This window comes from Streptomyces sp. NRRL WC-3742 (assembly GCF_000720635.1).
Classification (GTDB): Bacteria; Actinomycetota; Actinomycetes; order Streptomycetales; family Streptomycetaceae; genus Kitasatospora.
In genome coordinates this window covers 1-21734 of record NZ_JOCF01000004.1, presented here as the reverse complement: position 1 = coordinate 21734, position 21734 = coordinate 1, and the positions used below count along the sequence as shown (strand labels likewise).

At 75.0% G+C, this 21734-nt stretch carries 21 protein-coding genes; 9 read left to right on the top strand and 12 right to left on the bottom strand.

The annotated features are described in order from the left end of the window. The first annotated feature begins 9 nt into the window (after positions 1–9). The gene (locus tag IH61_RS0103755) at positions 10–1146 is read left to right on the top strand and encodes a M20 family metallopeptidase (RefSeq protein ID WP_037971568.1); all 1137 of its coding nucleotides are present in this window, start codon (positions 10–12) and stop codon (positions 1144–1146) included. 149 nt (positions 1147–1295) lie between these two features. On the opposite strand, the gene IH61_RS0103750 is transcribed toward IH61_RS0103755, so the two are convergent. From IH61_RS0103750 to IH61_RS0103720, 7 genes are all read right to left on the bottom strand, one after another. After that, positions 1296–2039: an AMP-binding protein gene (locus tag IH61_RS0103750; protein WP_031064821.1), complete on the bottom strand. Its 744-nt coding sequence runs from the start codon at positions 2037–2039 to the stop codon at positions 1296–1298. Next, positions 2039–2266 (bottom strand): phosphopantetheine-binding protein, encoded by a 228-nt coding sequence (locus IH61_RS0103745; RefSeq protein WP_031064818.1) that lies wholly within the window; start codon positions 2264–2266, stop codon positions 2039–2041. Before IH61_RS0103745 ends, IH61_RS0103750 begins: the two co-directional genes overlap by 1 nt. Then, entirely contained in the window at positions 2263–2910 is a 648-nt protein-coding gene (locus tag IH61_RS0103740) for an isochorismatase family protein (RefSeq protein ID WP_031064816.1), read from the bottom strand. Before IH61_RS0103740 ends, IH61_RS0103745 begins: the two co-directional genes overlap by 4 nt. Before the next feature lie 27 nt (positions 2911–2937). Beyond that, complete coding sequence (locus IH61_RS0103735; protein WP_199823262.1) at positions 2938–4626, bottom strand: (2,3-dihydroxybenzoyl)adenylate synthase; 1689 nt, start codon at positions 4624–4626, stop codon at positions 2938–2940. Beyond that, a complete protein-coding gene (gene dhbC, locus IH61_RS0103730) occupies positions 4623–5861 on the bottom strand; it encodes an isochorismate synthase DhbC (protein WP_420713826.1) in 1239 nt (412 codons plus the stop codon). Before dhbC ends, IH61_RS0103735 begins: the two co-directional genes overlap by 4 nt. Before the next feature lie 102 nt (positions 5862–5963). Then, positions 5964–6743, bottom strand: coding sequence for a 2,3-dihydro-2,3-dihydroxybenzoate dehydrogenase (locus IH61_RS0103725; protein ID WP_031064811.1), 780 nt, complete (start codon positions 6741–6743; stop codon positions 5964–5966). 233 nt (positions 6744–6976) lie between these two features. Continuing rightward, positions 6977–8140 (bottom strand): CapA family protein, encoded by a 1164-nt coding sequence (locus tag IH61_RS0103720; RefSeq protein WP_037971567.1) that lies wholly within the window; start codon positions 8138–8140, stop codon positions 6977–6979. 241 nt (positions 8141–8381) lie between these two features. Between IH61_RS0103720 and IH61_RS49875 the strand changes: the two genes are divergently transcribed. Beyond that, positions 8382–9125: a universal stress protein gene (locus tag IH61_RS49875; protein ID WP_063763127.1), complete on the top strand. Its 744-nt coding sequence runs from the start codon at positions 8382–8384 to the stop codon at positions 9123–9125. A gap of 120 nt (positions 9126–9245) precedes the next feature. On the opposite strand, the gene IH61_RS0103710 is transcribed toward IH61_RS49875, so the two are convergent. Next, positions 9246–10643, bottom strand: a complete 1398-nt coding sequence (locus tag IH61_RS0103710; RefSeq protein ID WP_078910803.1) for an MFS transporter — start codon at positions 10641–10643, stop codon at positions 9246–9248. 7 nt (positions 10644–10650) lie between these two features. Beyond that, positions 10651–11460, bottom strand: coding sequence for a glycerophosphodiester phosphodiesterase (locus IH61_RS0103705; protein WP_031064802.1), 810 nt, complete (start codon positions 11458–11460; stop codon positions 10651–10653). Between the two features lie 200 nt (positions 11461–11660). Between IH61_RS0103705 and IH61_RS0103700 the strand changes: the two genes are divergently transcribed. The 3 genes from IH61_RS0103700 to IH61_RS0103690 all read left to right on the top strand — a co-directional run bounded on the left by IH61_RS0103700 (position 11661) and on the right by IH61_RS0103690 (position 14594). Then, on the top strand, positions 11661–12842 hold the full coding sequence (locus IH61_RS0103700) for a M48 family metalloprotease (protein ID WP_051836222.1): 1182 nt from the start codon (positions 11661–11663) through the stop codon (positions 12840–12842). 30 nt (positions 12843–12872) lie between these two features. After that, complete coding sequence (locus IH61_RS0103695; RefSeq protein ID WP_031064795.1) at positions 12873–13295, top strand: MarR family winged helix-turn-helix transcriptional regulator; 423 nt, start codon at positions 12873–12875, stop codon at positions 13293–13295. Positions 13296–13538: 243 nt separating this feature from the next. Next, positions 13539–14594 (top strand): PP2C family protein-serine/threonine phosphatase, encoded by a 1056-nt coding sequence (locus IH61_RS0103690; RefSeq protein WP_078910824.1) that lies wholly within the window; start codon positions 13539–13541, stop codon positions 14592–14594. 84 nt (positions 14595–14678) lie between these two features. Here IH61_RS0103690 and IH61_RS0103685 read toward each other — a convergent pair whose 3' ends face one another. Both IH61_RS0103685 and IH61_RS0103680 read right to left on the bottom strand, forming a co-directional pair. Continuing rightward, on the bottom strand, positions 14679–16091 hold the full coding sequence (locus IH61_RS0103685; protein WP_078910802.1) for an ABC transporter substrate-binding protein: 1413 nt from the start codon (positions 16089–16091) through the stop codon (positions 14679–14681). Beyond that, a complete protein-coding gene (locus IH61_RS0103680) occupies positions 16082–16654 on the bottom strand; it encodes a hypothetical protein (RefSeq protein WP_051836191.1) in 573 nt (190 codons plus the stop codon). The genes IH61_RS0103685 and IH61_RS0103680 overlap by 10 nt, the downstream gene beginning before the upstream one ends. 229 nt (positions 16655–16883) lie before the next feature. Here IH61_RS0103680 and IH61_RS0103675 point away from each other — a divergent pair, with 229 nt between their 5' ends. Genes IH61_RS0103675 through IH61_RS50155 form a run of 3 tightly spaced genes read left to right on the top strand, consistent with a single transcriptional unit; the run spans position 16884 to position 20184 of the window. After that, positions 16884–17477: a hypothetical protein gene (locus tag IH61_RS0103675; RefSeq protein ID WP_063763126.1), complete on the top strand. Its 594-nt coding sequence runs from the start codon at positions 16884–16886 to the stop codon at positions 17475–17477. Positions 17478–17500: 23 nt separating this feature from the next. Then, positions 17501–19462 (top strand): ABC transporter permease subunit, encoded by a 1962-nt coding sequence (locus IH61_RS40340; protein WP_420713825.1) that lies wholly within the window; start codon positions 17501–17503, stop codon positions 19460–19462. Further along, the gene (locus IH61_RS50155) at positions 19459–20184 is read left to right on the top strand and encodes an ABC transporter ATP-binding protein (protein ID WP_420713824.1); all 726 of its coding nucleotides are present in this window, start codon (positions 19459–19461) and stop codon (positions 20182–20184) included. Before IH61_RS40340 ends, IH61_RS50155 begins: the two co-directional genes overlap by 4 nt. Before the next feature lie 383 nt (positions 20185–20567). On the opposite strand, the gene IH61_RS0103665 is transcribed toward IH61_RS50155, so the two are convergent. Next, positions 20568–21308, bottom strand: a complete 741-nt coding sequence (locus tag IH61_RS0103665) for a hypothetical protein (protein ID WP_031064780.1) — start codon at positions 21306–21308, stop codon at positions 20568–20570. Positions 21309–21550: 242 nt separating this feature from the next. Here IH61_RS0103665 and IH61_RS44145 point away from each other — a divergent pair. Then, positions 21551–21734 (top strand): ATP-binding cassette domain-containing protein (locus IH61_RS44145; RefSeq protein ID WP_158844638.1); only part of this gene is annotated, 184 nt, incomplete at its 3' end.

Sequence of the window (21734 nt, the reverse complement as noted above, 5' to 3'; positions counted from 1 at the left end):
CCGCCGCCCATGACCGCTGCCCCGCCCGCGGATGCCCTCAAGCAGGCCGTCCGCGACCGCGTCCTCGCCCACCGGGGCGAGCTGCTCGCGCTCAGCCGCCGCCTCCACGACCATCCCGAGACGGCCTTCGAGGAGCACCGGGCGGCCGCCTGGTGCACCAAAGCCCTGCGCGGGCACGGATTCACCGTCACCGCGCCCGCGTACGGACTGGAAACGGCCTTCGACGCCCGCCTCGGGGACGGGCCGCTGACCGTCGCCCTGGTCTGCGAGTACGACGCGCTGCCCGGCCTCGGCCATGCCTGCGGGCACAACCTCATCGCCGCCGCCGGGATCGGCTCCGCGCTGGGGCTGGCCCCGTACGCCGATCAACTCGGGCTCACCGTCCGGGTGATCGGCGCGCCGGCGGAGGAGCGCGGGGCGGGCAAGGCGCTGCTGCTGGAGGCGGGGGCCTTCGACGCGGTGGACGCGGCGATGATGGTCCACCCCTGCCCGGTGGAGGTCGCGGACTTCCGGTCCTTCGCGCTCGGCACGCTGTCCGTGCGCTACACCGGGCGCGCCGCCCACCCCAGCCTCAACCCGCACGAAGGACGCAACGCGGCCGACGCGCTCACCGTCGCCCAGGTGGCGATCGGGCTGCTGCGCCAGCACCTCCCGCCGCAGTGGCGGGTGCACGGCATCACCACGGCGGCCGGGACGGCGCCGAACGTGATCCCCGACAGCGCCGGCGCGGAGTACGAGATCCGCGCCTCGGCCGCCGAGGACCTCGCCGAGCTGCGGGCGAGGGTCGAGGACTGCTTCCGCGCCGGGGCGCTGGCCACCGGCTGCGAGGTGACGCTCACCCGGCCCGAGCCGGACTACCTCGACATGCGCTCCGACGCCCGGCTCCTCGCCCTGTGGCGGGCCAACGCGGCCGCGCTCGGCCGGCCGGAGCCGGTGGAGAGCGGGCCCTTCGCCTGTACGGACATGGGGAACGTGTCGCACCTGGTGCCCTCGATCCATCCGGTGCTGGACATCACGGGCGGTGCCTGCGCTCCGCACGAGGCCGAGTTCGCCGAGGCTGCGGTGGGGCCTCGGGCGGAGCGGGCGCTGCTCGACGGGGCGGTGGGGATGGCGTGGACGGCGGTGGACCTGGCGGTGGGCGGCTGACGGCTGACGGCGAACAGATGACAGCTGACACGTGACGGTCGACGGATTTCAGCGAACAGATGTCAGCGAACGCCCGCTGACATCTGTTCGCTGAAATCCGTCCGTTGAACTCCGTCAGCCGTTCGCCGTCAGCCGTCAGCCGTCAGCCGTCAGCCGTCCAGCAGCACCCCGGGCGCCACCCGGATCGCCGTCACGCCCAGCTCCCGCACCAGCGCCCCCACCTCCCCCGGCCGCCGCGGGTCGGCCAGCGCCACCGCGGCGCCCGCCCGCAGCGGCCACAGGAACTCCCACAGCGGCAGGCCCAGTTGCAGCACCCGGTCTCCCGGGCCCAGCGGGTGGGCGGCCTGGAGGTCGCGCACCCGCCGGTCCGCCTCCGCGTGGGTCAGCCGGACGGCCTGCGGGCGCCCGCCCGGGCCGAGGCCCACGCAGAACGGGTGCTGCGGGGTGAGCGCCCGGGGCGGGTCGGTGGCGAGCGCGCCGTCCGCCGGGAGGCCGTCCACCCCCGCCTCCCCCAGCACGAACACCGGCTCGTGCTCCGCGAGCAGCCGCTCCAGGCGCCCGGGCGCGTCCGTCGGGTCCAGCGGCAGGTAGGCCGCGCCCGACTTGGCGACCGCCAGCAGCGCCGTGACCAGTTCGGCCGGGGCCCGTCCGCCCGTGAGGCCGACCACCGCCCCGGGCCGGGCACCACGCGCCGTCAGAGCCCGGGCGAGCCGGTTGGCCGAGGCGTTCAGCTCCCGGTAGGTGACGGCCCCGCCGCCCGCGAGCACCAGCGCGGGCGCCGACGGCGTACGGGCCGCCTGCGCCTCGACCGGGCCGACCATGGTGGTCGGCGGGTACCGTCGCCGCCCGCTCTCGGACGGGTGCAAGGCCGCCTCCGGGGCGAGGGCCGTCATCAGGACGCGCCCAGCAGCTCGGCCCAGGCTTCGACGGCCGGCCGCTCCGCGAGCTGGACGAACGCCACCTCGGCGCCCTCCGCCCGCCACCGCTCGGCGAGTGTCATCAGCCGGATCGAGTCCAGGCCCCAGTCGACCAGGTTCTCGTCCGGGGGGATGTCCGCCGGGTCCTCGCCGAGCAGGTCGGCGACCTCGGCCCGGATGCGCTCCACCGTGAACCCGCTCACCGCTCCTCCCCCGCAAGCTCCCCGAGCACCCGCGCCGTCGTGGTGACCACGCCGCAGCGCCCGGCCACCCAGGCGAGCGCCGCCCGGTGCTCCTGCGGCCCGAAGTCCGCGACGGCGTCCGCCACTACGAAGGCCGGCAGGTCCCGCATCCAGGCGTCGCAGGCCGTGGCCTGCACGCCGATGTGCGCGTACACCCCGGTGATCACCAGCTGGTCGCGGCCCTGCTCCTCCAGCAGCCGCGCCAACTCGGTGCGCACGAAGGCGCTGTACTTCCACTTGGTGAGCAGGGTGTCGCCCGGCTCGGGGGCCACGGCCGCGGCGACCGCGACGGCGCGCGGGTCGTCCGGGAGGCCCGGGCCCCAGAAGTCCTGCTGGAGCCCGCGCTCGGCCGGGCTCTGCCCGCCCACCTGCGCCGAGTACACCACGGGCACCCCGGCGGCGCGCGCGGCCCGCGCCAACTCGGCGACGTTGCCGAGGAGTTCGGGTACGGGCGCGGCCTCGGCGGCGAACGCGTCCAGGAAGTGGTTCTGCAGGTCGTGCACGAGCAGCACGGCCCGCGCCGGGTCCACCGTCCAGGAGACCCGGTTCTCGGGCAGCTCCTCGGCGGCGGGCAGGGGATAGGAGGGGATGCGGGGCAGGCCCACGGCGGTGATTCCTTAGGGTGGGAAGCGTCAGACGGTGGTGTCGGCGGCGGCGGCCGCGACGGCGGCCCGCAGGTCCTTCTTGCTGACCTTGCCGATGCCGGTGGCGGGGAACTCCTCGACGAACTCGACCCGGTCCGGCACCTTGTAGTCGGCCAGCCCGCGCCCGCGCACGAAGCGCTTCAACTCGACGGCCTTCGGCGGCCGTTCGCGGTGCTCCCCGCGCAGCACGACGTAGGCGCAGGTGCGTTCGCCCAGGTACGGGTCGGGCATCGAGACCACGGCCGCGTCGTGCACGGCGGGGTGGGCCAGGAGGTGGTTCTCGATCTCCTCGGCTGCGACCTTCTCACCGCCCCGGTTGATCTGGTCCTTGGCCCGGCCCTCGACGACCAGGTGGCCGCCGGGCAGTCGGCGCACGAGGTCGCCGGTGCGGTAGAACCCGTCCGGGGTGAAGGAGTTCGCGTTGTGCTCGGGCGCGTTCCAGTAGCCGCGGATGGTGTACGGGCCGCGGGTGAGCAGGTGCCCGGTGACGCCGTCCGGCAGGTCAGCGTCCTGGTCGTCGACCACCCGCACCTCGTCGTCCGGCGAGATCGGCCGGCCCTGGGTGGTGGTGATCAGCTCCTGCGGGTCGTCCAGGCGGGTGTAGTTGACCAGCCCCTCGGCCATCCCGAAGACCTGCTGGAGCAGGCAGCCCAGCACCGGTCCCACCCGGCGGGCCGCCTCCTCGCTGAACTTGGCGCCGCCGACGAGCAGCACGTCCAGGCTCTCGTACCCGCGCGCGCCGCGCTCGGCGGCGTCCAGCCAGAGCAGGGCCAGCGGCGGCACGAGCCCGGTGATCGTCACGCCCTCGCGCTCGATCAGCGGGAAGGCCGTCTCCGGTCCGGGCTGCGGGCAGAGCACGACCCGGCCGCCCGCGTACAGCGTGCCCAGCGAACCGGGCGAGCTGAGCGGGAAGTTGTGCGCGGCGGGCAGCACGCACAGGTAGACGCCGTGCTCGTCCAGGCCGCACAGCTCGACGGAGCCGCGCAGCGAGTAGATGTAGTCGTCGTGGGTGCGCGGGATCAGCTTGGGCACGCCGGTGCTGCCGCCGGAGAGCTGGAGGAACGCGACGTCCTGCGGCTCGGGTTCGCGCTCGGGGCCGGGGCCGTCGCAGGGCACGTCGGCCAGCCGCTCGTGCTCGCCCGGGTCCTCTCCGGCGACCAGCACCAGGCGCAGCGACGGGCTCTGCTCCCGTACCTGGGAGGCGAGTTCGCGGTAGTCGAAGCCGCCGGCCGTGTCGGGCACGATGTAGGCGGCGGCGCCGGTGAAGGCGCAGAAGTGGCCGATCTCGGCGCGGCGGTGGGCGGGCAGGGCGAAGACGGGCAGCGCACCGATGCGGAACAGCGCGAAGACGACCTCGAAGAACTCGGCCACGTTGGGCAGTTGGACCACCACGCGGTCGCCGCTGCCGATGCCCCGGGCGAGCAGCCCGGCGGCCATCCGGTCGGCGCGGCGGTCGAGTTCGGCGTAGGACCAGCGGCGCTCCTGCGGGGAGGCGCCGTGGCCGCCGGGGTCGACGACGGCGATCCGCTCGCCGTGTGCGGCGGCGCGCTCGCGCAGCATCCGGCCGAAGGTCTCGCCGCGCCAGTACCCGGCGGCGCGGTAGCGCTCGGCGAACTCGGCGGGGTAGGGGGTGAATCCGTCCAGAACGGCCTGCATGGGCGGCGTCGGGTTCGTCATCGGGGCACTCCCGCCGCGTCGAGGAAGGTGCGGAACTTGGCGCTGGTCTCGGCGAGTTCGTCCTCCGGCCGGGAGCGGTCGACGACGCCCGCGCCGGCGTAGACCCGCAGGGTGCGGCCCTCGGCCTCGGCGCAGCGGATGGTCACCACCCACTCGCCGTCGCCGCTCGCGTCCTGCCAGCCGACCATGCCGGTGTACAGGCCCCGGTCGAAGGGCTCGACCTCGCCGATGACCCGGCGGGCGAGGCCCGTGGGCGTGCCGCAGACGGCCGGGGTGGGGTGCAGGGCGGTGGCCAACTCGAGGGCACCGACGGCTGGTTCGGCCAGTTCACCGCTGATGGTGGTGGCCAGGTGCCACATCGCGGCGGTGCGCACCAGGGTGGGCCGCGCGGGCACGTCGAGGGTGCGGCAGTACGGCGCGAGCGCGGCGCGGATGGCGTCGACGACGACGGCGTGCTCGTGCAGGTCCTTGGGCGACTCGAGCAGCGCGGCGGCGCGGCGGACGTCCTCGCCGAGGTCGGCGCTGCGCGGCACCGAGCCGGCGAGCGGGTTGGCGAGCACGGCGGTGCCGCGCCGGGAGAGCAGCAGTTCGGGGCTGGCGCCGATCAGGGTGCGGCCCTCTCCGGCGGGGAGGGCGAAGGTGTAGCCGCCGGGGTCGCGGCGGGCCAGCCGCTGGAGGACGGCGGGCAGGTCGAGCGGGCGGTCGGCGGTGAGCTCCAGGGTTCGGGCGAGCACGACCTTGCTCAACTCCCCTGCGCGCAGCCGCTCGACGGCCTCGGCGACGCCGGCGCCGTACGCCTCGGGCGCGGGGACGGGGCGCACCTGCCAGTCCACCCGGTCGGCGGCGGGGGCGGGTAGGGCGATCAGCGGGTCGTCGCGCAGCGCGCCGGCGGTGCGGACCCGGTCGGGGACGGCGAGTTCGGCCCGGCTGTCGTGGTCGAAGGCCACCGCGCCGATGACCAGCGGGAGTTCGGCACCGCCGCGAGAAGCCTCGGCGAGGGTCTCGGTGACCCGCCGGGGCAGCGGGCGCCCGTCCTGCGGCACCCGGGTGCGCACGCCGGAGGCGAGAAGGGTGCGGGTCGGGGTGGCGAGGAAGGCTTCGTCGGAGGCGGCCCGGTACTGGCCGAGCAGTCCGCTGGCGGCGCCGATGACGGCGGGCTCGGACACTGCATGGCCGGGATGGCCGGAGTCAGGATGGGCGGGCGTCCCCGCCGGGGCGTGGTGCACCGTGGTCACGGTGGTCTCTCCAGTCTGGGACTGTCTGGGACGGAACTGGGTGGATCCGGTGGGATCCGGCTGGATCCGAGGTCGTGCGGCGGGACGGGGGGTGTCGCCCGGTCAGGCGCGCAGGGTGGCGCCGCCGTCGACGTACAGGTCGTGCATGGTGATGTGCCGGGCCCGGTCGGAGGCGAGGAAGACGACGGCCTCGGCGATGTCGGCGGGCGCGGCGATGCGCCCCAGCGGGATGCCGACCCGCCACGCGGCCGGGTCGCCGTCGATGACCCGCCGTTCGGAAGCCTCGGCGTCGGCGCCCCAGAGGGCGCGCTGCATCTCGGTGTCGGTGGAGCCGGGCGAGACGATGTTGCAGCGCACGCCGGAGCGGGCCAGCTCCAGCCCGAGGCAGCGGGTGAGCATGGTGGCGGCGGCCTTGGAGGCCGCGTAGGCGGCCATTCCGGCGCGCGGCACCCCGGCGGCGTTGGAGCCGACGGTGACGATGCTGCCCCGACCCCGGGCCGCCATCCTCCGGCCGACCGCGCGGCCGGTGTTGAAGACTCCGGTGGCGTTGACGGCGAAGGTCTGCGCCCAGTCCTCGTCGGCGAGTTCGACGACCGGGGCGGTGCGCAGGACGCCGGCGACGTTCACCAGGACGTCGATGGGCCCGAGTTGACGCTCGATCAACTTAACGACCTCGTCGACTGCTTGGGGATCGGAGACGTCCAGGAGGTACGGGTGCACATTCTCGCATTCGGCGGCGACGGCGCCGAGCGGGCCGCCGTTGCGGTCGACGGCTGCGACCACGGCGCCCTCGGCGGCCAGTGCCCGGGCGACGGCCGCCCCGATGCCCTGTCCGGCGCCGGTGACCATCGCGACGGCACCGGCGAATTCGGATCTGTGCACGGGACATCCCCTCCGACCAGCGCGATTAGGTAAGGCTAACCTAACACACCTGTTCGCCTACGCCGCTAGTCCGTTCGATCCCCGCACAGCGCCACTGCGGGGCCCGTGCGGGGGGGGCTGTGCGGGCGTCAACTCCCCCGCGAGGAACGCCTGAGGGGCCGGGCGCCGGAGGAGGGCAACAAAAAAGGGCGAGGCGGATCGCCTCGCCCATCGACCGTCCGTCGGCTACCCGCTCACCTCGCGGCAGGAGCGCCCGGAGCAGCAGGCGCCGGTGAGAGGCCGGTGCAGCCGCGCAGCCCGTCCCGCCGCTTGAGGGCGTTGGCGGCCGTGGCGCCGCTGACCGGCTGGGGTATCCCCTTGTCGTCGATCGTCGCCGGGGTGAACGTCTCGCCGGTGACCTTCCCGTCCTTGGTGAGGGTCAGTGTGGTGACACCGGTCTCGTTGGAGTTGGCGTAGTTGGAGGTGCCGTACCAGAGGAAGTTGCCGAAGCCGTACCCGACGTAGGTGTTGCCGAGCATCCCCGAGCCGACCATGGTGTGCGCGTGGGTGCCGACCACGGCGGTGGCGCCGACGCCCGCGAGCTTCTTGGCGACCGCCTGCTGAGCGGCCGTCGGGCAGGCTTTGCCCTCCTCGCCCCAGTGCAGGTACACGATCACCACCGGCGCCTGCTGCTTGGCGTTCTCCACGGCCTTGGTCAGCGCGGGCACGTCCAGGGCCGAGGCGATGCCGGGCTTGTCGGCGCCGGCCCGCCACTTCTGGTTGGTGATGTCCTCGACCTGGCTGGCGGCGACGACCGCCACCTTCACCCCGCGCACCGTCGTCACGTAGGGGGCGTACGCCTCCTTGGCGTTGTGGCCGACGCCGACCACCGGGATCGGCGAGGAGTCCTTGGCGGCGAGGGTGTCCGTCAGGCCGTCCGGGCCGAAGTCCACGGCGTGGTTGTTGGCCATCGAGACCACGTCCACGCCCGAGTCCTTGAGCACCGACAGCGCCTTGGGCGTGGTGCGGAAGGTGTACGTCTTCGGCTCCGGCGCGCCGCGCCCGGTGATCGCGGTCTCCAGGTTGAGCACGGACAGATCGGCCTCGCCGAGGGTGCGGGCGATCGGGCCGAGCGCCGTGTCGGGGGCCGTGACGGACAGGCGCGGCTCGGTGCGGCCCTCGAAGTGCACGTCCCCGGCGAAGGCGACGGTGATGTTGCCGTCCGGCCGGGGCGCGCCGCCCTTGGTGGGCATCGGGGCCGGGGCCGTACCGGAGGGGTCCGCCGAGCCGGGGGCCGTGGAGCCGGCCGCCTCGGGCGCGGCCTGCTTGGAGTTCGCCGGGGCGGGGTCGTCCGGCCCGCAGGCGGCGACGGTCGTCAGCCCGACGAACAGCGCGACGGCGGCCGCGGCACGGCGCATGAGTGCTTCCCCCCGAATTCGATACAAGGCGGTCAGCCTACGCCACCGTTTCGCCACCTCCCGGGCCTGGCTCCGAAACAGTCCGGACACAAGGTGCCGGAAACGTGCACGGAGGGAAACCGGACCGATCGTCCCGGTCCGCCCGGCCTCCTGGCCACGGAGTCCCTGGCGCGGGAGCCGCAGGGGCGCGCAGCGTGGAGGGGAGAGTTCCCAGGAGACGGCCACCCGGAGGTGGTGCGCGATGGACACCGGACGACCCTCCCCCGGCCTGCCGCGCCGGATCGTGGTCGGCATCGACGGCTCCGCCCCCTCGAAGGCGGCGCTGCGCTGGGCGGTCGGCCAGGCCGTGCTCACCGGGGCGACCGTCCACGCGGTGGCGGCCTGGGAGTACCCGTCCCTGTACGGCTGGTTCGCGCCGATGGTCGACGACGGATTCGAGGACACCGCCCGCCGCACCCTGACCGCCGAGGTCGAGGCCGTGATCGGCCGGGAGAGCCCGGTGTCCGTGCGTACGGACCTGGTGCTCGGGCACGCCGCCGAGGTGCTGCTGGAGGCGTCCGAGGGCGCGGACCTGCTGGTGCTCGGCAGCCGGGGCCGGGGCACCTTCGCCCGCACCCTGCTGGGCTCGGTCAGCACCCGCTGCGCGGTGCACGGGGTCTGCCCGGTGGTGATCGTCCGCGCGGACGGAACCGCTGCGGCCGCCCCGCCTACCCCGGCCCCCGAAAGCGGGGAGGCCGCCGTCCGGACGAAGGACTGGCGGCTCACCCTGCACGTCGTCGAGGAGGAGGACACCACCCGGGTGCACGCCGTCCTCGACGCCGACGGGGACGTGCTGCACAGCGACGCCCTCGCCCGCCGCAACCCCCGCGACACGCCCGCCCCGCGGGTCGGGGACGAGTTCGCGGTCGGCCGGGCGCTGGTCGACCTCGGCCACCAGCTCCTGAGGGCCGGCGTGCACGACGCCACCGGTCCTGCGGAGGAGTAGCCCAGGCGCGGGGGAACTACGGAAGTAGTGCCACTACTTCCGTAGTCCCCCGGCGCGAGAAGTGGGGCACTACGCGAGTAGTGGCACTACGGGAGTAGTTGGACTACGGGAGTAGTGGCCCTACAGCCGCTCGGGAACCGGGTTGCCCACCGCCTCGATGGCGCGGCGCACCGGTACCCGGGCCAGCACCGCGAAGCCGATCACGAAGAACACCAGCAGCGAGATGATCGCCGAGCGGTAGCTGCCGGTGAGCTGGTAGGCCAGGCCGAAGACCAGCGGCCCCATCCAGCTGGTGCCCCGGTCGCTGATCTTGTAGAGGCTGAAGTACTCGGCCTCGCGGCCCGCCGGGATGAGGTGCGAGAACAGCGAGCGGGACAGCGCCTGGCTGCCGCCGAGCACCAGCCCGATCATGCAGGCGAGGGCGTAGAACCAGGCCGGCTGGTGGGCGGGCATGAAGTACCCGAGGGCCAGGGTGACCACCCAGCCGACCAGCGAGCCGAGGATGGTCCGCTTGGCGCCGTGGCGGTGGGCGATCCGGCCGAGCAGCAGCGCGCCGCCGATCGCCACGACCTGCACCAGCAGCACGGCGGTGACCAGCGAGGTCTGGTCCATGCCCAGTTCCTCGCTGCCGTACAGCGACGCCTGGGAGACCACGGTCTGGATGCCGTCGTTGTAGCAGAGGAAGGCGCCCAGGTAGAGCAGCGTCAGCGGGTGCTTGCGCATGCTGCGCAGGGTGCGGCCGAGCTCGCGCAGGCTGCTGCCGGCGGCGGGCCGCTCGGCGGACTCGTCCGGGGTGGGGGCGACGCCGGCGCGCGAGGGCAGGCGCGTCAGCGGGACGAGGGTGAACAGCGCCCACCACAGGCCCGCCGAGGCGAGGCAGATCCGCACGGCGGTGCCGGAGGAGAGGCCGAGGGCCTCGTGGCCCTGGAAGAGCGCCAGGTTGGCGATCAGCAGCAGTCCGCCGCCGGCGTAGCCGTACGCCCAGCCCTTGGAGGAGACGGCGTCGCGCTGGTCGGGGGTGGCCAGGCCCGGCAGGTAGGCGTAGGACAGGGCCACCGAGACCGCGTACGAGATGTTGGCGACGACCAGCAGGCCGCCGCCGAGGAGGTAGCGGTCGCCGTCGAGGAAGAACATCCCCATGGTGGCGAGCGCGCCGACGAACGCGAAGCCGCACATCAGTTCCTTGTGCCGCCCGGTGCGGTCCGCGACCGTGCCGGTGAACAGCATGGCCGCGACCGAGATCAGCACGGAGAAGGAGACCGTGTACGGGAAGAACGATCCTGCACGGATCGCCAGGCCCAGCGGGTGGACGTCCCCGTTGGCGTCGGCCGCCCGCTTGGCGACCTCCGTCAGGTACGGCCCGAGGAAGACGGTGAGGACCGTCGCCGAGAAGGCGGCGTTGGCCCAGTCGTTGATGTACCACCCGAACTGCATCCGGCGCAGGACGCGGCCGTCGTCGGCGGCGATCGCCTGACGCGCCTCCGGCAGGTGGTCGGGCACGTGGTCCGTGGTGCTCATGGGGCTCCTATGCGCTGCCGGCTGCCCAGCAGCCGCGCTCGCCGAGGACGTCGCGCAGGACGTCGATGCGATCCGCCATGATGCCATCCACACCGAGGTCGAGGAGAGCCCGGATGCGTGTGGGATCGTCCACAGTCCACACGTGTACCTGCAGGCCCAGCCGGTGGGCGGCCCGCACGAAGGCCCGGTCGACCACCCGCACGCCCTTGTGCCGCTCGGGCACCTGGGCGCAGATCCCGGCGTACGGGGCGCCGCCGCCCAGCAGTCCGCCCAGCAGCGCGCCGCGCCGCCCGCCGACCAGTCCGCCCGTCAGCGAGCTCAGCCGCAGGCGGGCCACCTCGCGCGGCCCCAGCGAGGTCGCCAGGCGGGGCCCGGCGGCGGCGCGGACGGCGGCGAGGCGGGAGTCGGAGAAGCCGCCGACGCAGACCCGGTCCCAGGCGTCGGTGCGGCGGATCGCCTCCACCAGGGGGCCGATCGCGGGTGCGGCCTTGACGTCGATGTTGAACCGGGCCCCGGGGAACGCCCCGAGCAGGTCCTCCAGCAGCGGCACCGGCTCGGTCCCGCCGATCCGGGCCCGGCGCACCGTCTCCCAGGGCAGTTCGGCCACCGCGCCGGCGCGGTCGGTGACGCGGTCGAGCCGGGTGTCGTGGAAGGCGACGAGCACGCCGTCGGCGGTGGCGTGGACGTCGGTCTCGAGGTAGCGGTAGCCGAGCGCGACGGCGGCCTCGAAGGCGGCGAGCGAGTTCTCGGGGTGACCGAGATCACCGCCCCGGTGCGCGAAGGCGAGCGGCCCGGGGTGGTCGAGGAAGGGGTGCATGCGGGCTCCGAGCTGCTGGAAGAGGGGCCGCGGGCGGGCCTCCTGAGCGCGTTACAGTATTACGCACTCCGTCAAGCGGTAACGGTGGCGGCCGGCGGGGGTCCGGTACGCCATGCTGGGGTCCGTCGCGCGGCGAACGATGCGCGGCGAACGATGCGCGGCGAACGATGCGCGACGCACCCGACCACGACGGGGGACCGATGGACGCGACCTTGGACGTGCCTGCCGACGACTTCGCACCCGACGACTTCACACCCGCCGAGCGAGCCCGGGGCCGGGCGCTGCGCCGGGCGCAGGTCCCCTGGGTGCTCGCCGCCCGGGTGGCGGGTCTGGCGCTGACGCTGGTGCTCGGCCTCACCCCCGCCGGGGCGGGACTGGTGAGCGCCGTCGGCGGCTTGCTGGGCGGCACCTGGGCCGCCGAGGTGCTGGGCGGGGCCGCCGCCCTCGTCCTGCTCGGCCAGGCGGTGCGACTGCCGTTCGCGGCGGGGACGCGAACGGTCCGGGCCCGCTTCGGCCTGGTGACGCAGGGCTGGGGCGGCTGGGCCGTGGACGCCCTGCGGGGCCTGGGGCTCACCCTCGCGCTGGCCCTGCCGCTGACCCTCGCCCTGTTCGCGCTCACAGGCCACTCCCCTCGCTACTGGTGGCTCCCGGCGGCGGGCGCGGCCGCGCTGCTGACGGTCGCCCTCTCCTTCCTCCACCCGCTGCTCATCGAGCCGGTGTTCAACCGCTTCTCCCCCATGCCCGGGGGCGAGCTGCGCACCGCGCTCCTGGACCTGGCCGAGCGCGACGGCGTCCGCGTCCGGGACGTCCTGGTGGCCGACGCGTCCCGCCGCACCACGGCGCTGAACGCGTACGTCTCGGGTTTCGGCGCGACCCGCCGGATCGTCGCCTACGACACGCTGCTGTCGACGGCCACCCCGCGCGAGGTGGAGCTGGTGGTCGCGCACGAGCTGGGGCACGTCAAGCACCGGGACGTGCCGGTGGGCACCGCCCTCGGGGCCCTCGGCGCGGCCGTGGCGGTCGCGCTCCTCGGCCTGCTCGGCACCTGGCACCCCCTGCTGGAGGCTGCCGGGGCGGCGGACGCGGCGGACCCCCGCGCACTGCCGCTGCTGGCGGCGCTCGCGAGCGCACTGGGGGCGCTCTCCGGGCCGGCGCAGTGCGCCGTGAGCCGGCGGATCGAGGCGCGGGCGGACCGGCACGCGCTCGAACTGACCGGGGACGCCGAGCAGTTCGTGGCGATGCAGCGCAGACTGGCGGTGGCGAACGTGGCCGATGTCGACCCGCCCAGGGTGCTTGAGCTACTGTTCGCCACTCATCCGAGTGCCACCCGCCGGATCGCCGCCGCCCGCGCGTGGCGGATCGCGCGGGATTCCGTTGTATAGTGCAACAAATCCCGAGGACGTAGGAGCACCGTGCCCGGCCGTCAGTCGTCCATCGACACCATCCAGCGCGAGCTGACCGCCTTCGCCCGTCGCGCCCGGCACAAGGCGTCCCAGCTGCACCCCGACCTCTCCCTGGTCACGTACAGCGTCCTCGACCTGATCACCGAGCGCGGCGGCTGCCGGGCCGCCGACGTCGCCGCGCACTTCATGCTCGACAAGTCGACGGTCAGCCGGCAGGTCGGCGCCCTGGAGAAGCTCGGGCTGCTGGCCCGCGAGGCCGACCCGGACGACCAGCGCGGCCAGATCCTGCGCGCCACCGAGGCCGGGCTGACCCTGCTGCGCGACGCCAACGAGCAGCGCCGCCACGCCTTCACCACCCGCTTCAACGACTGGTCCGACGAGGACGTGGCCCGCTTCGCCGACTACCTGGCCCGGTACGGCGCCGAGGGCTGAGCCGCCGGGCAGCGCCGCCGCCCCCGAGGGCCGAGCCGCCGGGCATCGTCGGCGCGGTCGGTGACGCGGTCGGTGACGCGGTCGGTGACGCGGTCGAGCCTCCGCCCTCCGGGTCCGGCACCACTCGCACGGCGTACGGACACGGTGTACAGAGGAGAGGTGCCCCTCCGGCAGCGCCCCGGCGCCCACCTCCCCCGCCGCACCTGGCTTCCCGACCGCCATGTGCTGACGGCGCTCGTCCTGATGCTGATCGTGCTGATCACCACCGTGGACATCCTCGCCCCGCCGCACATCCACCTCGGCCCGCTGCTGATCGTCGCCCCCGCGCTCACCGCCTCCTTCGCCGGGGCGCGCGGCACCGCCGCCGTCGCACTGCTGGCGATCGCCGCGCTCACCGTGATCGGCCTGGCCCGCGACGGGCTCACCACCGCCAACCACCAGACCCAGCTGGGCGCGCAGGCCGTCGTCTCGGCACTGATCGTCGGCCTGCGGGTGCTGCGCGACCGCCACGAGCGCGAGCTGGCCCGGGTCCGCACGGTCTCCGAGGCCGCGCAGCGCGTCCTGCTGCGCCCGCTGCCGGAGCGGATCGGGCCGCTGCGCCTGGCCTCCGTGTACCTGGCCGCCGAGGCGGAGGCGCAGGTCGGCGGCGACCTCTACGCGGCCGCCCGTACGGCCACCGGCACCCGGCTGCTGGTCGGCGACGTGCGCGGCAAGGGCCTGTCCTCCCTCGGTGACGCGGCGCTGCTGCTGGGCGCCTTCCGTGCCGCCGCGCACCTGCACGCCGAGCTGCCCGACCTGGCCGCCTATCTGGACGGCAGCGTCAGCTGGGACCTCGCCCAGCTCGCGGAGCAGAAACGTATCTCCTCGGGGGGCGGCGGCGAGGAGGCCGGCGAGTCGTTCATCACCGCCGTCCTGCTCGACATCCCCGACGACGGCACCGAGGTCCGCCTGATCGACTGCGGCCACCCTCCCCCACTGCGATTGTGCCCCGGCGGGCCCGTGGCACTGACCGCCCGCCGCCCGGCCCCGCCCCTGGGCCTGGGCGAACTCGCCCCGGCGCGCTACGAGGTGGAGGCTTACCCGTTCGGCCCCGGCGACCGGCTGCTGATCTACACGGACGGCGTCATCGAGGCCCGGGACGCCCAGCGCCGCTTCTACCCCCTCAGCGAGCGCATCGCCGCCTGGTACGGCGAACAGCCCGCCGCCCTCCTCCAGCACCTGCGCGTCGACCTGCTGAACCACGTCGGCGGGCACCTGGACGACGACGCGGCGATGGTCGTGGTGGACCGGTGCCCGTAGGCCCCGTCCGAGTGGTTCTGCCGGGACAGTGCCCGGCAGGACAGGGCCCGGCGAGACAGGGCCCGGCAGGACAGGGCCCGGCGCTCACGGGCGGTAGGGCAGCTGGGGAACGTCGAAGCAGGTGGTCGTCATGGACGGCACCTGGGTGACCCAGCCGCCCCTGCCGTCCTGGGCCGCGTCCTGCCAGCGGGCCGCGTCGAGGCAGGCGCGGGTCGGGCCGGTGGGCGGGGGCTGCGGGGTGAAGGAGGCGGGCAGGATCAGGCCGTGCGCGTCGTAGGGCTCGGCGCGGTTCATGAAGCCCTCGACGCAGGCGCGGGTGAGCGCGGCGCCGCAGGAGTCCATGGCGTCGGTGAGCCACTGGGCGCCCGCCCAGCCCTCCAGCGCCCAGGCGGACAAGCGGCCCGCGCGGTCCGGGAAGTAGCGGGACATCGCGGTGCGGAACTCGTGCACGGCCGGGTACCGCTCGTCCTCGTAGTTCAGGCTGGCGGAGGTCGCCCAGAGCGCGTTGCGGCAGTCCGGCGAGGCGGCGTAGTCGGTGCGCACCGACTCCGACCAGTTCTGCACGTTGGTCACCTTCGCCGCCACCCGCACCCCCGACTCGTCCAGCGCCCGGCACAGCGCGGCGTTGCCCCGGGTGTCCATCGCGTCGAACAGCAGCTGCGAGCCGTCCGCCCGGACGGCGGCGGCCACCGCCTGGAAGTTCGGCAGCGCGAAGTCCACCGTCTGGAGCAGCACCCGGTAGCCCTCCGCCTCCAGGCCGGCCTTCACCTGCCCGGCGTAACGGGCCGAGTCGGCCTGGTTGTAGGCGACCACGGCGGCGCTGGTCGCTCCCAAGCGCTGCTTGAGGAAGCGGAACACCTCGGTGCTCTGGTACAGCGTGCCGTTCCAGCCGACCGCCCGTCCGTCGCGCGGGGCGGCGCTGCCGTAGATCCCGTAGAGGTGCGGCCAGCGGTCGTACGCCGTGCCGATCGGCTGGCCGCCGACGTCCGGCACCGCCTTCGCGCTCACGTACGCCGCTCCCGCGTAGTCGAGGACGCTGCCGCTCGCGAAGGCGAAGACGTGCGCCTGGTCGATCAGGCGGTGCACGCAGTCCTGGTTGCCGATGCCGCTGCCACCGTCGTCGCAGGTGACGAGCCTGACGGTGCGCCCGTGCAGGCCACCGCGGTCGTTGAGGGCCTGGAAGAACGCCTGCGCGCCGTAGCGCGGGCCGCTGAACACCTCGCTGCCGACCGGGCTGGTGAGGGAGGTGACGATGCCGATGCGGATCTCGCCGGGGGTGACGCCGGTGTCGGAGGCGGGGTTGCCGCCCGCCGTCGGCGACTCGGTGGGGCGGGCGCGGGCGGTGAAGGCGGTGTCCGGCAGCCGGGTGCCGCAGCCGGTGAGGGCCAGTGTCATCGCCAGCGCCAGCGCCAGCGCCAGCGGGACGGGGACCCGCGCGGGCCGCCGACGCGCGGGGGCGTCGGCGGCCCGGGGGTTCCGGGAGCCGGTCAGCTGCATCCGGGGATCGGGGTGGCGCTGGCGCCGCCGGCCTGGGTGAGCAGGCCGCAGAGGGTGGAGCGGGAGACCTTCCAGGTGCCGTTCTCGAGGACGGACTGACCGGTCGCGCTCGGCTGGACGACCTGGCCCTGGAGGGAGAGCGCGTAGGTGACCGTGGCGTCGGTGGCGTCGGTGAACGCCACGTCCGAGACCTTGGCCTGCACCTGACCGACCCTCGGGTCCTGGGAGAAGCCCTGGAGGACGGGGAGCAGCACGTCGCCGCCCTGGAGCAGCTTGGCCTTGTCGGGGATGGGGGTGGCGGGGTCGAAGAACTTCTCCCAGTTGGCGGTGATCTCGGCCTTCGCGGCGGCCGGGTCGGCGGGGGCGGTGCCACTCGCGGTCGCGCTCGCGGTCGCGGTGGTGCTCGCGGTGGTGCTCGGGGCCGCCGGGGAGGAGGACGCCGAGGAGGTGGACTTGCTGCTGCTGCACGCGGCCGCCGTGCCCGCCAGCATCAGGGCGAGCAGTGCGCTCGCCGTCCGCAGGGCGCGGGCGCCTTTCGGGGTGCCGCTTCGCGTCACGTGCATGGTGTCTGTGCCCTCTCGGCTGCGCGTCCCGGATGCTGTTCCGGGCCGATCCTGGAAACGTCTCAGGTGACACCATGAAGGCGGATACATGGATGAATCGCAATCCGGCGGAGGAATCCCCCCGAATGCGGCGAAGACTTCCCCCTCCCGGGGCGACGGGCGGGGCGGGGGTCGGGGTGGAGGCCGATTCGGGGCCGGGGTTCGGGGCGGGCGGGAGTGGGCCGGGTGGGTGTTGCTCGCGGTCGGTGCGGTGCTGTGCGTCCTCGGCTGGTACGGGGTCTCCGGCGAGCGGTTCGTCGAGCAGCAGGTGCCCTACCTGGCCTCCTCCACCGTGCCGGGGGCGGCGCTGATCGTCTCCGGGACGCTGCTGCTCGCCCTGCGTCCGTCCGGGGGCGTGGGGGACGGGGGCGGGGGTCGCGATGCGACCGACCGGCGGGTGGAGCGGCTGTACGACCTGCTCGTCGAACCGGTGGACGCCTCCGGCGGGCCGGACCCCGTCGCGGCCGCCGTGGGAACGGGCCGGCTCGCCCTGCCGGAGGCCACCCGCTACCACCGGCCGGACTGCCCGCTGATCGGCGGCAAGACCCGGGCCGTCCCCGTGGACGAGCGGGCCGTACAGGAGCGGGGGCTGACGCCCTGCCCGCTGTGCGGGCCCGAGGACGGGGCCAAGGACCGGCCCAAGGACCGGCCCGGGAATGGGCCCGGGAATGGGCCCGGGAATGGGCCCGGGGAGCGTGGCGAGGAGCCCGGGGTGGGGCGCGGTGAAGGACCCGGGGAGGGGCCCGGCCGCCGCCCGGGCGAATCCGATCCGGCGGACGGCTGAGCGGTGGAACGGACGGACACCCGATGAGCACCCTCCCCCTCACCGTCGACCTCGCGCTCGCCGGGCTCACCGTCGGCAGCGCAGCGGCCCTCAGCGGCATCGGCCTGGTGGTGTGCCACCGCGCCACCGGCGTGCTCAACATCGCCCAGGGCGCCCAGGCGATGGCCGTCGCCTACCTGCTGCGCGACCTCGTGGTGGTGCGGCACTGGCCGGTCTGGCCGGCGGTGGCGGTGTGCCTGCTCCTCGTCGCCCCGGCGCTGGGCGTGCTGCTGGACGTGCTGGTGTACCGGCCGCTGCAACGGCGCGGCGCCGGACCGGCCGAGACCATGGTCGCCGGGCTCGGGGTGTTCGTGCTGCTGATCGGCGTGGCCGTACTGCTGTGGGGCGCGGCGCCGCTGGCGGGCGCCCCCTCGCCGCTGGGCGGCGCCCCGTTCCGGCTGCCCGGCGGGCACACCCTGCGGCCCGACACCGTCGCCCAGCTCGCCGCCGTCCTCGTCCTCGGCCTGACCGTCGCCGCCGTCACCCGCTGGACCGCCTTCGGGCTGCGGCTGCGCGCGGTCGTCGACGACCGCCGCCTCGCCGCCCTCTCCGGGGTCGACGCGGACCGCGTCTCCGCCGCCGGCTGGGCCTTCGGCACCTTCACCGCCGGGCTGGTCGGCGTCGCCCTCGCCCCGTACCTGCTGCTCGACCCGTACGGGCTGCCGCTGCTGGTGATGGAGACCATCGCCGTGGCCGTCGCGGCCCGGCTGCGCAGCATCCCGGTCGCCGTCGCGACGGGCCTCGGGCTCGGTGTCGCCCAGGCCGAGCTCACCCGGCTGCGCCCGTCCGGTCAGCTGCTGCCGCTGGTCGAGGCGGTGCAGTCCAACCTGTTCGTGGTCGCGCTGCTGGCCACCGCGCTGCTGGCCGGGCCGCGCATCACCGGGGAGGAGCGGGGCGCGCCGCTCGCCGTGCGGCGCGGTGGTGGTCTGGGCGGCGGCCGGGGTGAGGGCCGGGGCGGCGGGAAGGTCGGCGGTGTGGTCTGCCTGGTGCTGCTCCTCCTCCCCTTGGGGTTCCGGGGCAACGACCTGCGCAGCGCGCTGCTGGTGCCCGCGCTGGCGCTCGTGCTGCTCTCCATCGTCGTGGTGACCGGCTACGGCGGGCAGATCTCCCTCGGGCAGGCCGGGTACGCGGGCCTCGGCGCGCTCGGCACCGCGCTGCTGATGTCCGGCCGCATCCCCGGCGTCCCCGCGCTGCCGGCCGCGCCCGCGCTGCTCCTCTCCGTGCTCGCCACCGCCCCGCTCGGACTGCTCACCGGACGGCCCGCCATCCGCCGGCGCGGACTCGCCCTGGCCCTGGTCACCTTCGCCGTCGGCACGGCCATGAGCCGCTTCGTCTTCGAGCAGCCGTACGCCACCACCGGGCTCACCCTCGAACGTCCCTCCTTCCTCGACGGCGACCGCGCCTTCTACCTCGCCGAACTGCTGCTCCTGGGCCTCGGACTCCTCGCCGTGCGCGGCCTGCACCGCGGCCGGCTCGGCCGCGCCCTGACCGCCATGCGCGACCACGAGGCCGGGGCCCTCGCGGCGGGGGTGGACGTGCCGGGGCTGAAGCTCTTCGCCTTCGTCGTCGGCGCGGCCCTCGCCGCGCTCGGCGGCGGGCTGATGGGGCTCGCCGGACGCGCCTTCGACTCCGCCTCCTTCGACCCCGTCCGCGGCCTGCTCTGGTTCGCGGCCGTGGTCGTCTTCGGCGCCGACAGCGCGCTCGGCGCCGTCCTCGCCGCCGCCCTCCTCATCGGCCTCGACGCCGGGACCGTCCCGGGCGTCTCCGCCGTCGCGGTGGGCGTGCTGGCCGCGGCCATCGGCCGCCTCCCCGGCGGCCTGGCCGCCCTCCGCCGCACGCGGCCCCCGCCCCTGGCTGCGGCCGTGCCCGCCGTGCACCTCACCCCGGTGGGGCGGCGGCTGCGGGACGCCGTGGCGGGGCGACTCGCCCAGGAGCGCCGACCGTGAGCACCGCGCGCCTGACCGCGCGGGGCATTGTCCGGCGCTACGGCGGTATCGAGGCGGTCGGCGGGATCGACCTCGTCGCGCCGCCCGGCCGGATCACCGCGCTCATCGGGCCGAACGGGGCTGGGAAGAGCACCCTCTTCGACTGCCTCGCCGGCACCGCCCGCCCCGACGCCGGCCGGGTACTCCTCGGCGGCCGCGACATCACCCGCCTCCCCACCCACCGCCGCGTCCGGCTCGGCCTGGCCCGCACCTTCCAGCAGATCGCCGTCTTCCCCACCCTCTCCGTCGCCGACAACGTCCGCGTCGCCGCCGAACACCGCCACGGCCGCGCCGACCCCCGGACCGTCACCGAGTGGACGGCCCGCGCCCTCGCCCTCCTCGGCCTCTCCGACCTCGCCGCCGAACCCGCGGACGCCCAGCCCACCGGCGTCCTCCGCCTGGTCGAACTCGCCCGCGCCCTCGCCGGCGACCCCCGTGTCCTCCTCCTCGACGAACCCGCCGCCGGCCTCGACACCGCCCAGACCACCCGCCTCGTCACCGTCCTCCACGACCTCGCCGCCCGCGGCCTCGCCCTCCTCCTCGTCGAACACGACCCCGACCTGGTCGCCGAACTGGCCGACACCGTCTACGCCATGTCCCAGGGCCACCTCCTCACCTCCGGCACCACCCGCACCGTCCTCACCGACCCCCGCGTCGCCCGGTCCTGGGGCGCCCCGCCCTGACCCGCGACCACCACCGGGCCAGCGGGCGGACGAGACTCCCCCACGGAGGCCGCAGCGCGACGCGGCTCCGGCGGTCGGCCGTACCGCACCCGCCCGACCCCGAGGCGGCGGGCGGTTGGGCCTGCTCGCCTGCTGCGCCCGCACTGCTCGTGCGGGCGCAGCAGGGTGAACGGGTCGACCTCCCGCCGCCTCGGGACCGGTCAGCGGCAGCCCGACCGACGCCGGCTACCGCCCCGCGCGGGCCCGCCTACCCGACCCCACCTCAGGCGCCGGGCGAAGCAGCGGGCCCCGGCGGGAACCGGACCTCGGGAGGAACCGGCCCCTGCCCGGGTGGCGGAGGCCCGGCCCCGGTCCGCCTGCCCTGCCTCAGTTCAGGTGCCGGCTCACTTCAGGTGCCGGGCGAAGAACTGGGCCGCGGCGTCTCCAGCGGACTGCGGGACGCCGGTGTGCCCGCCCATGTTGGCGTGCAGGGACTTCTCCTTGGAGCCGAAGGCGTCGAACAGGTCCAGGGCCGCCTGCCGGTCGTTCCCCTCGTCGTCCCACTGCAGCAGGACGTGCAGCGGAATGGTGACCTGGCGGGCCTCCTCGAACGTGGTGCGAGGTATGAAACTCCCGGCGAAGAGGCCGGCGGCCACGATGCGCGGTTCGACCACCGCCAGCCGGACCCCGATGGAGATCACTCCCCCCGAGTACCCGACCGGGCCGCCGATCCCGTGCAGCGCGAGGAGGGCGTCCAGGGCGGCCCGCCATTCCGGGACCGCCTTGTCGACAAGCGGGAGGGTGACGGCGTCGATGATCTCGTCGGTGACCGGCTCGCCGGCCTCCATCGCCCGGCGCAGCTCGGCGCGGGCCTGCTCGGCGGCGGGCCAACGGGGTCGGTCGCCGTTGCCGGGGAGCTCGATGGTGGCCGTGGCGAAGCCGTCCGCCGCAGCCTGCCGGGCCCGCGCCAGCAGTCGGGGGTACACCCTGCCCAGTCCGAGCGGCGGGGGGCCGAGCAGGATCAGCGGCACCGGTGCGGATGGGGTGGCGGAGGCGGGCGTCCACAGGATGCCGGGGATCTCGCCGAGGGTGAACTCGCGCTCGATGACGTCGTCGTCGAAACGCTGCTCAGAGGTGATGTGCACGGTCGTGCCTTTCGGGAGTGCTCGGATGGCGCTCCCGGACGACGACCTACCGCCCGACCGTGACCCCGGAGGGGAGCACCCATGTCGATACTGCGTTCACGGGTACCACCTCCTCGTTCTACTGCACGGCCTCCGGAAAGGTAGCAGCGATCTCGGTGGTCCGCCAAGCAGGCTCCGTGGCCGCCGAAGTGGCACCGCCGGAGGCGCGGCACGAGGGTGGGAGGGAGGAGGTGGAGCCCGGGATGGCGGTCGAGGTGGAGGTTCGCTCCGCGCGGGTGCGGTACGGGGCGTTGGAGGCGCTGCACGGGGTGGACCTCGCGTTTCCTGCGGGGGCGGTGACGGTGTTGGTGGGGCGGAACGGGGCGGGGCGGACGAGTGTGCTGCACGCCGTGGCGGGGGTGGTGCGGCTGGCTCAGGGGCGGGTGG

Bases quoted from the DNA above. Each gene is read 5' to 3' on its own strand.
- IH61_RS0103755 (WP_037971568.1), top strand. From the start codon at position 10: ATGACCGCTGCCCCGCCCGCGGATGCCCTCAAGCAGGCCGTCCGCGAC.
- IH61_RS0103750 (WP_031064821.1), bottom strand. From the start codon at position 2,039: ATGACGGCCCTCGCCCCGGAGGCGGCCTTGCACCCGTCCGAGAGCGGG.
- IH61_RS0103735 (WP_199823262.1), bottom strand. From the start codon at position 4,626: ATGACGAACCCGACGCCGCCCATGCAGGCCGTTCTGGACGGATTCACC.
- IH61_RS0103720 (WP_037971567.1), bottom strand. From the start codon at position 8,140: ATGCGCCGTGCCGCGGCCGCCGTCGCGCTGTTCGTCGGGCTGACGACC.
- IH61_RS49875 (WP_063763127.1), top strand. From the start codon at position 8,382: ATGGACACCGGACGACCCTCCCCCGGCCTGCCGCGCCGGATCGTGGTC.
- IH61_RS0103710 (WP_078910803.1), bottom strand. From the start codon at position 10,643: ATGAGCACCACGGACCACGTGCCCGACCACCTGCCGGAGGCGCGTCAG.
- IH61_RS0103705 (WP_031064802.1), bottom strand. From the start codon at position 11,460: ATGCACCCCTTCCTCGACCACCCCGGGCCGCTCGCCTTCGCGCACCGG.
- IH61_RS0103700 (WP_051836222.1), top strand. From the start codon at position 11,661: ATGGACGCGACCTTGGACGTGCCTGCCGACGACTTCGCACCCGACGAC.
- IH61_RS0103690 (WP_078910824.1), top strand. From the start codon at position 13,539: ATGCTGATCGTGCTGATCACCACCGTGGACATCCTCGCCCCGCCGCAC.
- IH61_RS0103685 (WP_078910802.1), bottom strand. From the start codon at position 16,091: ATGCAGCTGACCGGCTCCCGGAACCCCCGGGCCGCCGACGCCCCCGCG.
- IH61_RS0103680 (WP_051836191.1), bottom strand. From the start codon at position 16,654: ATGCACGTGACGCGAAGCGGCACCCCGAAAGGCGCCCGCGCCCTGCGG.
- IH61_RS40340 (WP_420713825.1), top strand. From the start codon at position 17,501: ATGAGCACCCTCCCCCTCACCGTCGACCTCGCGCTCGCCGGGCTCACC.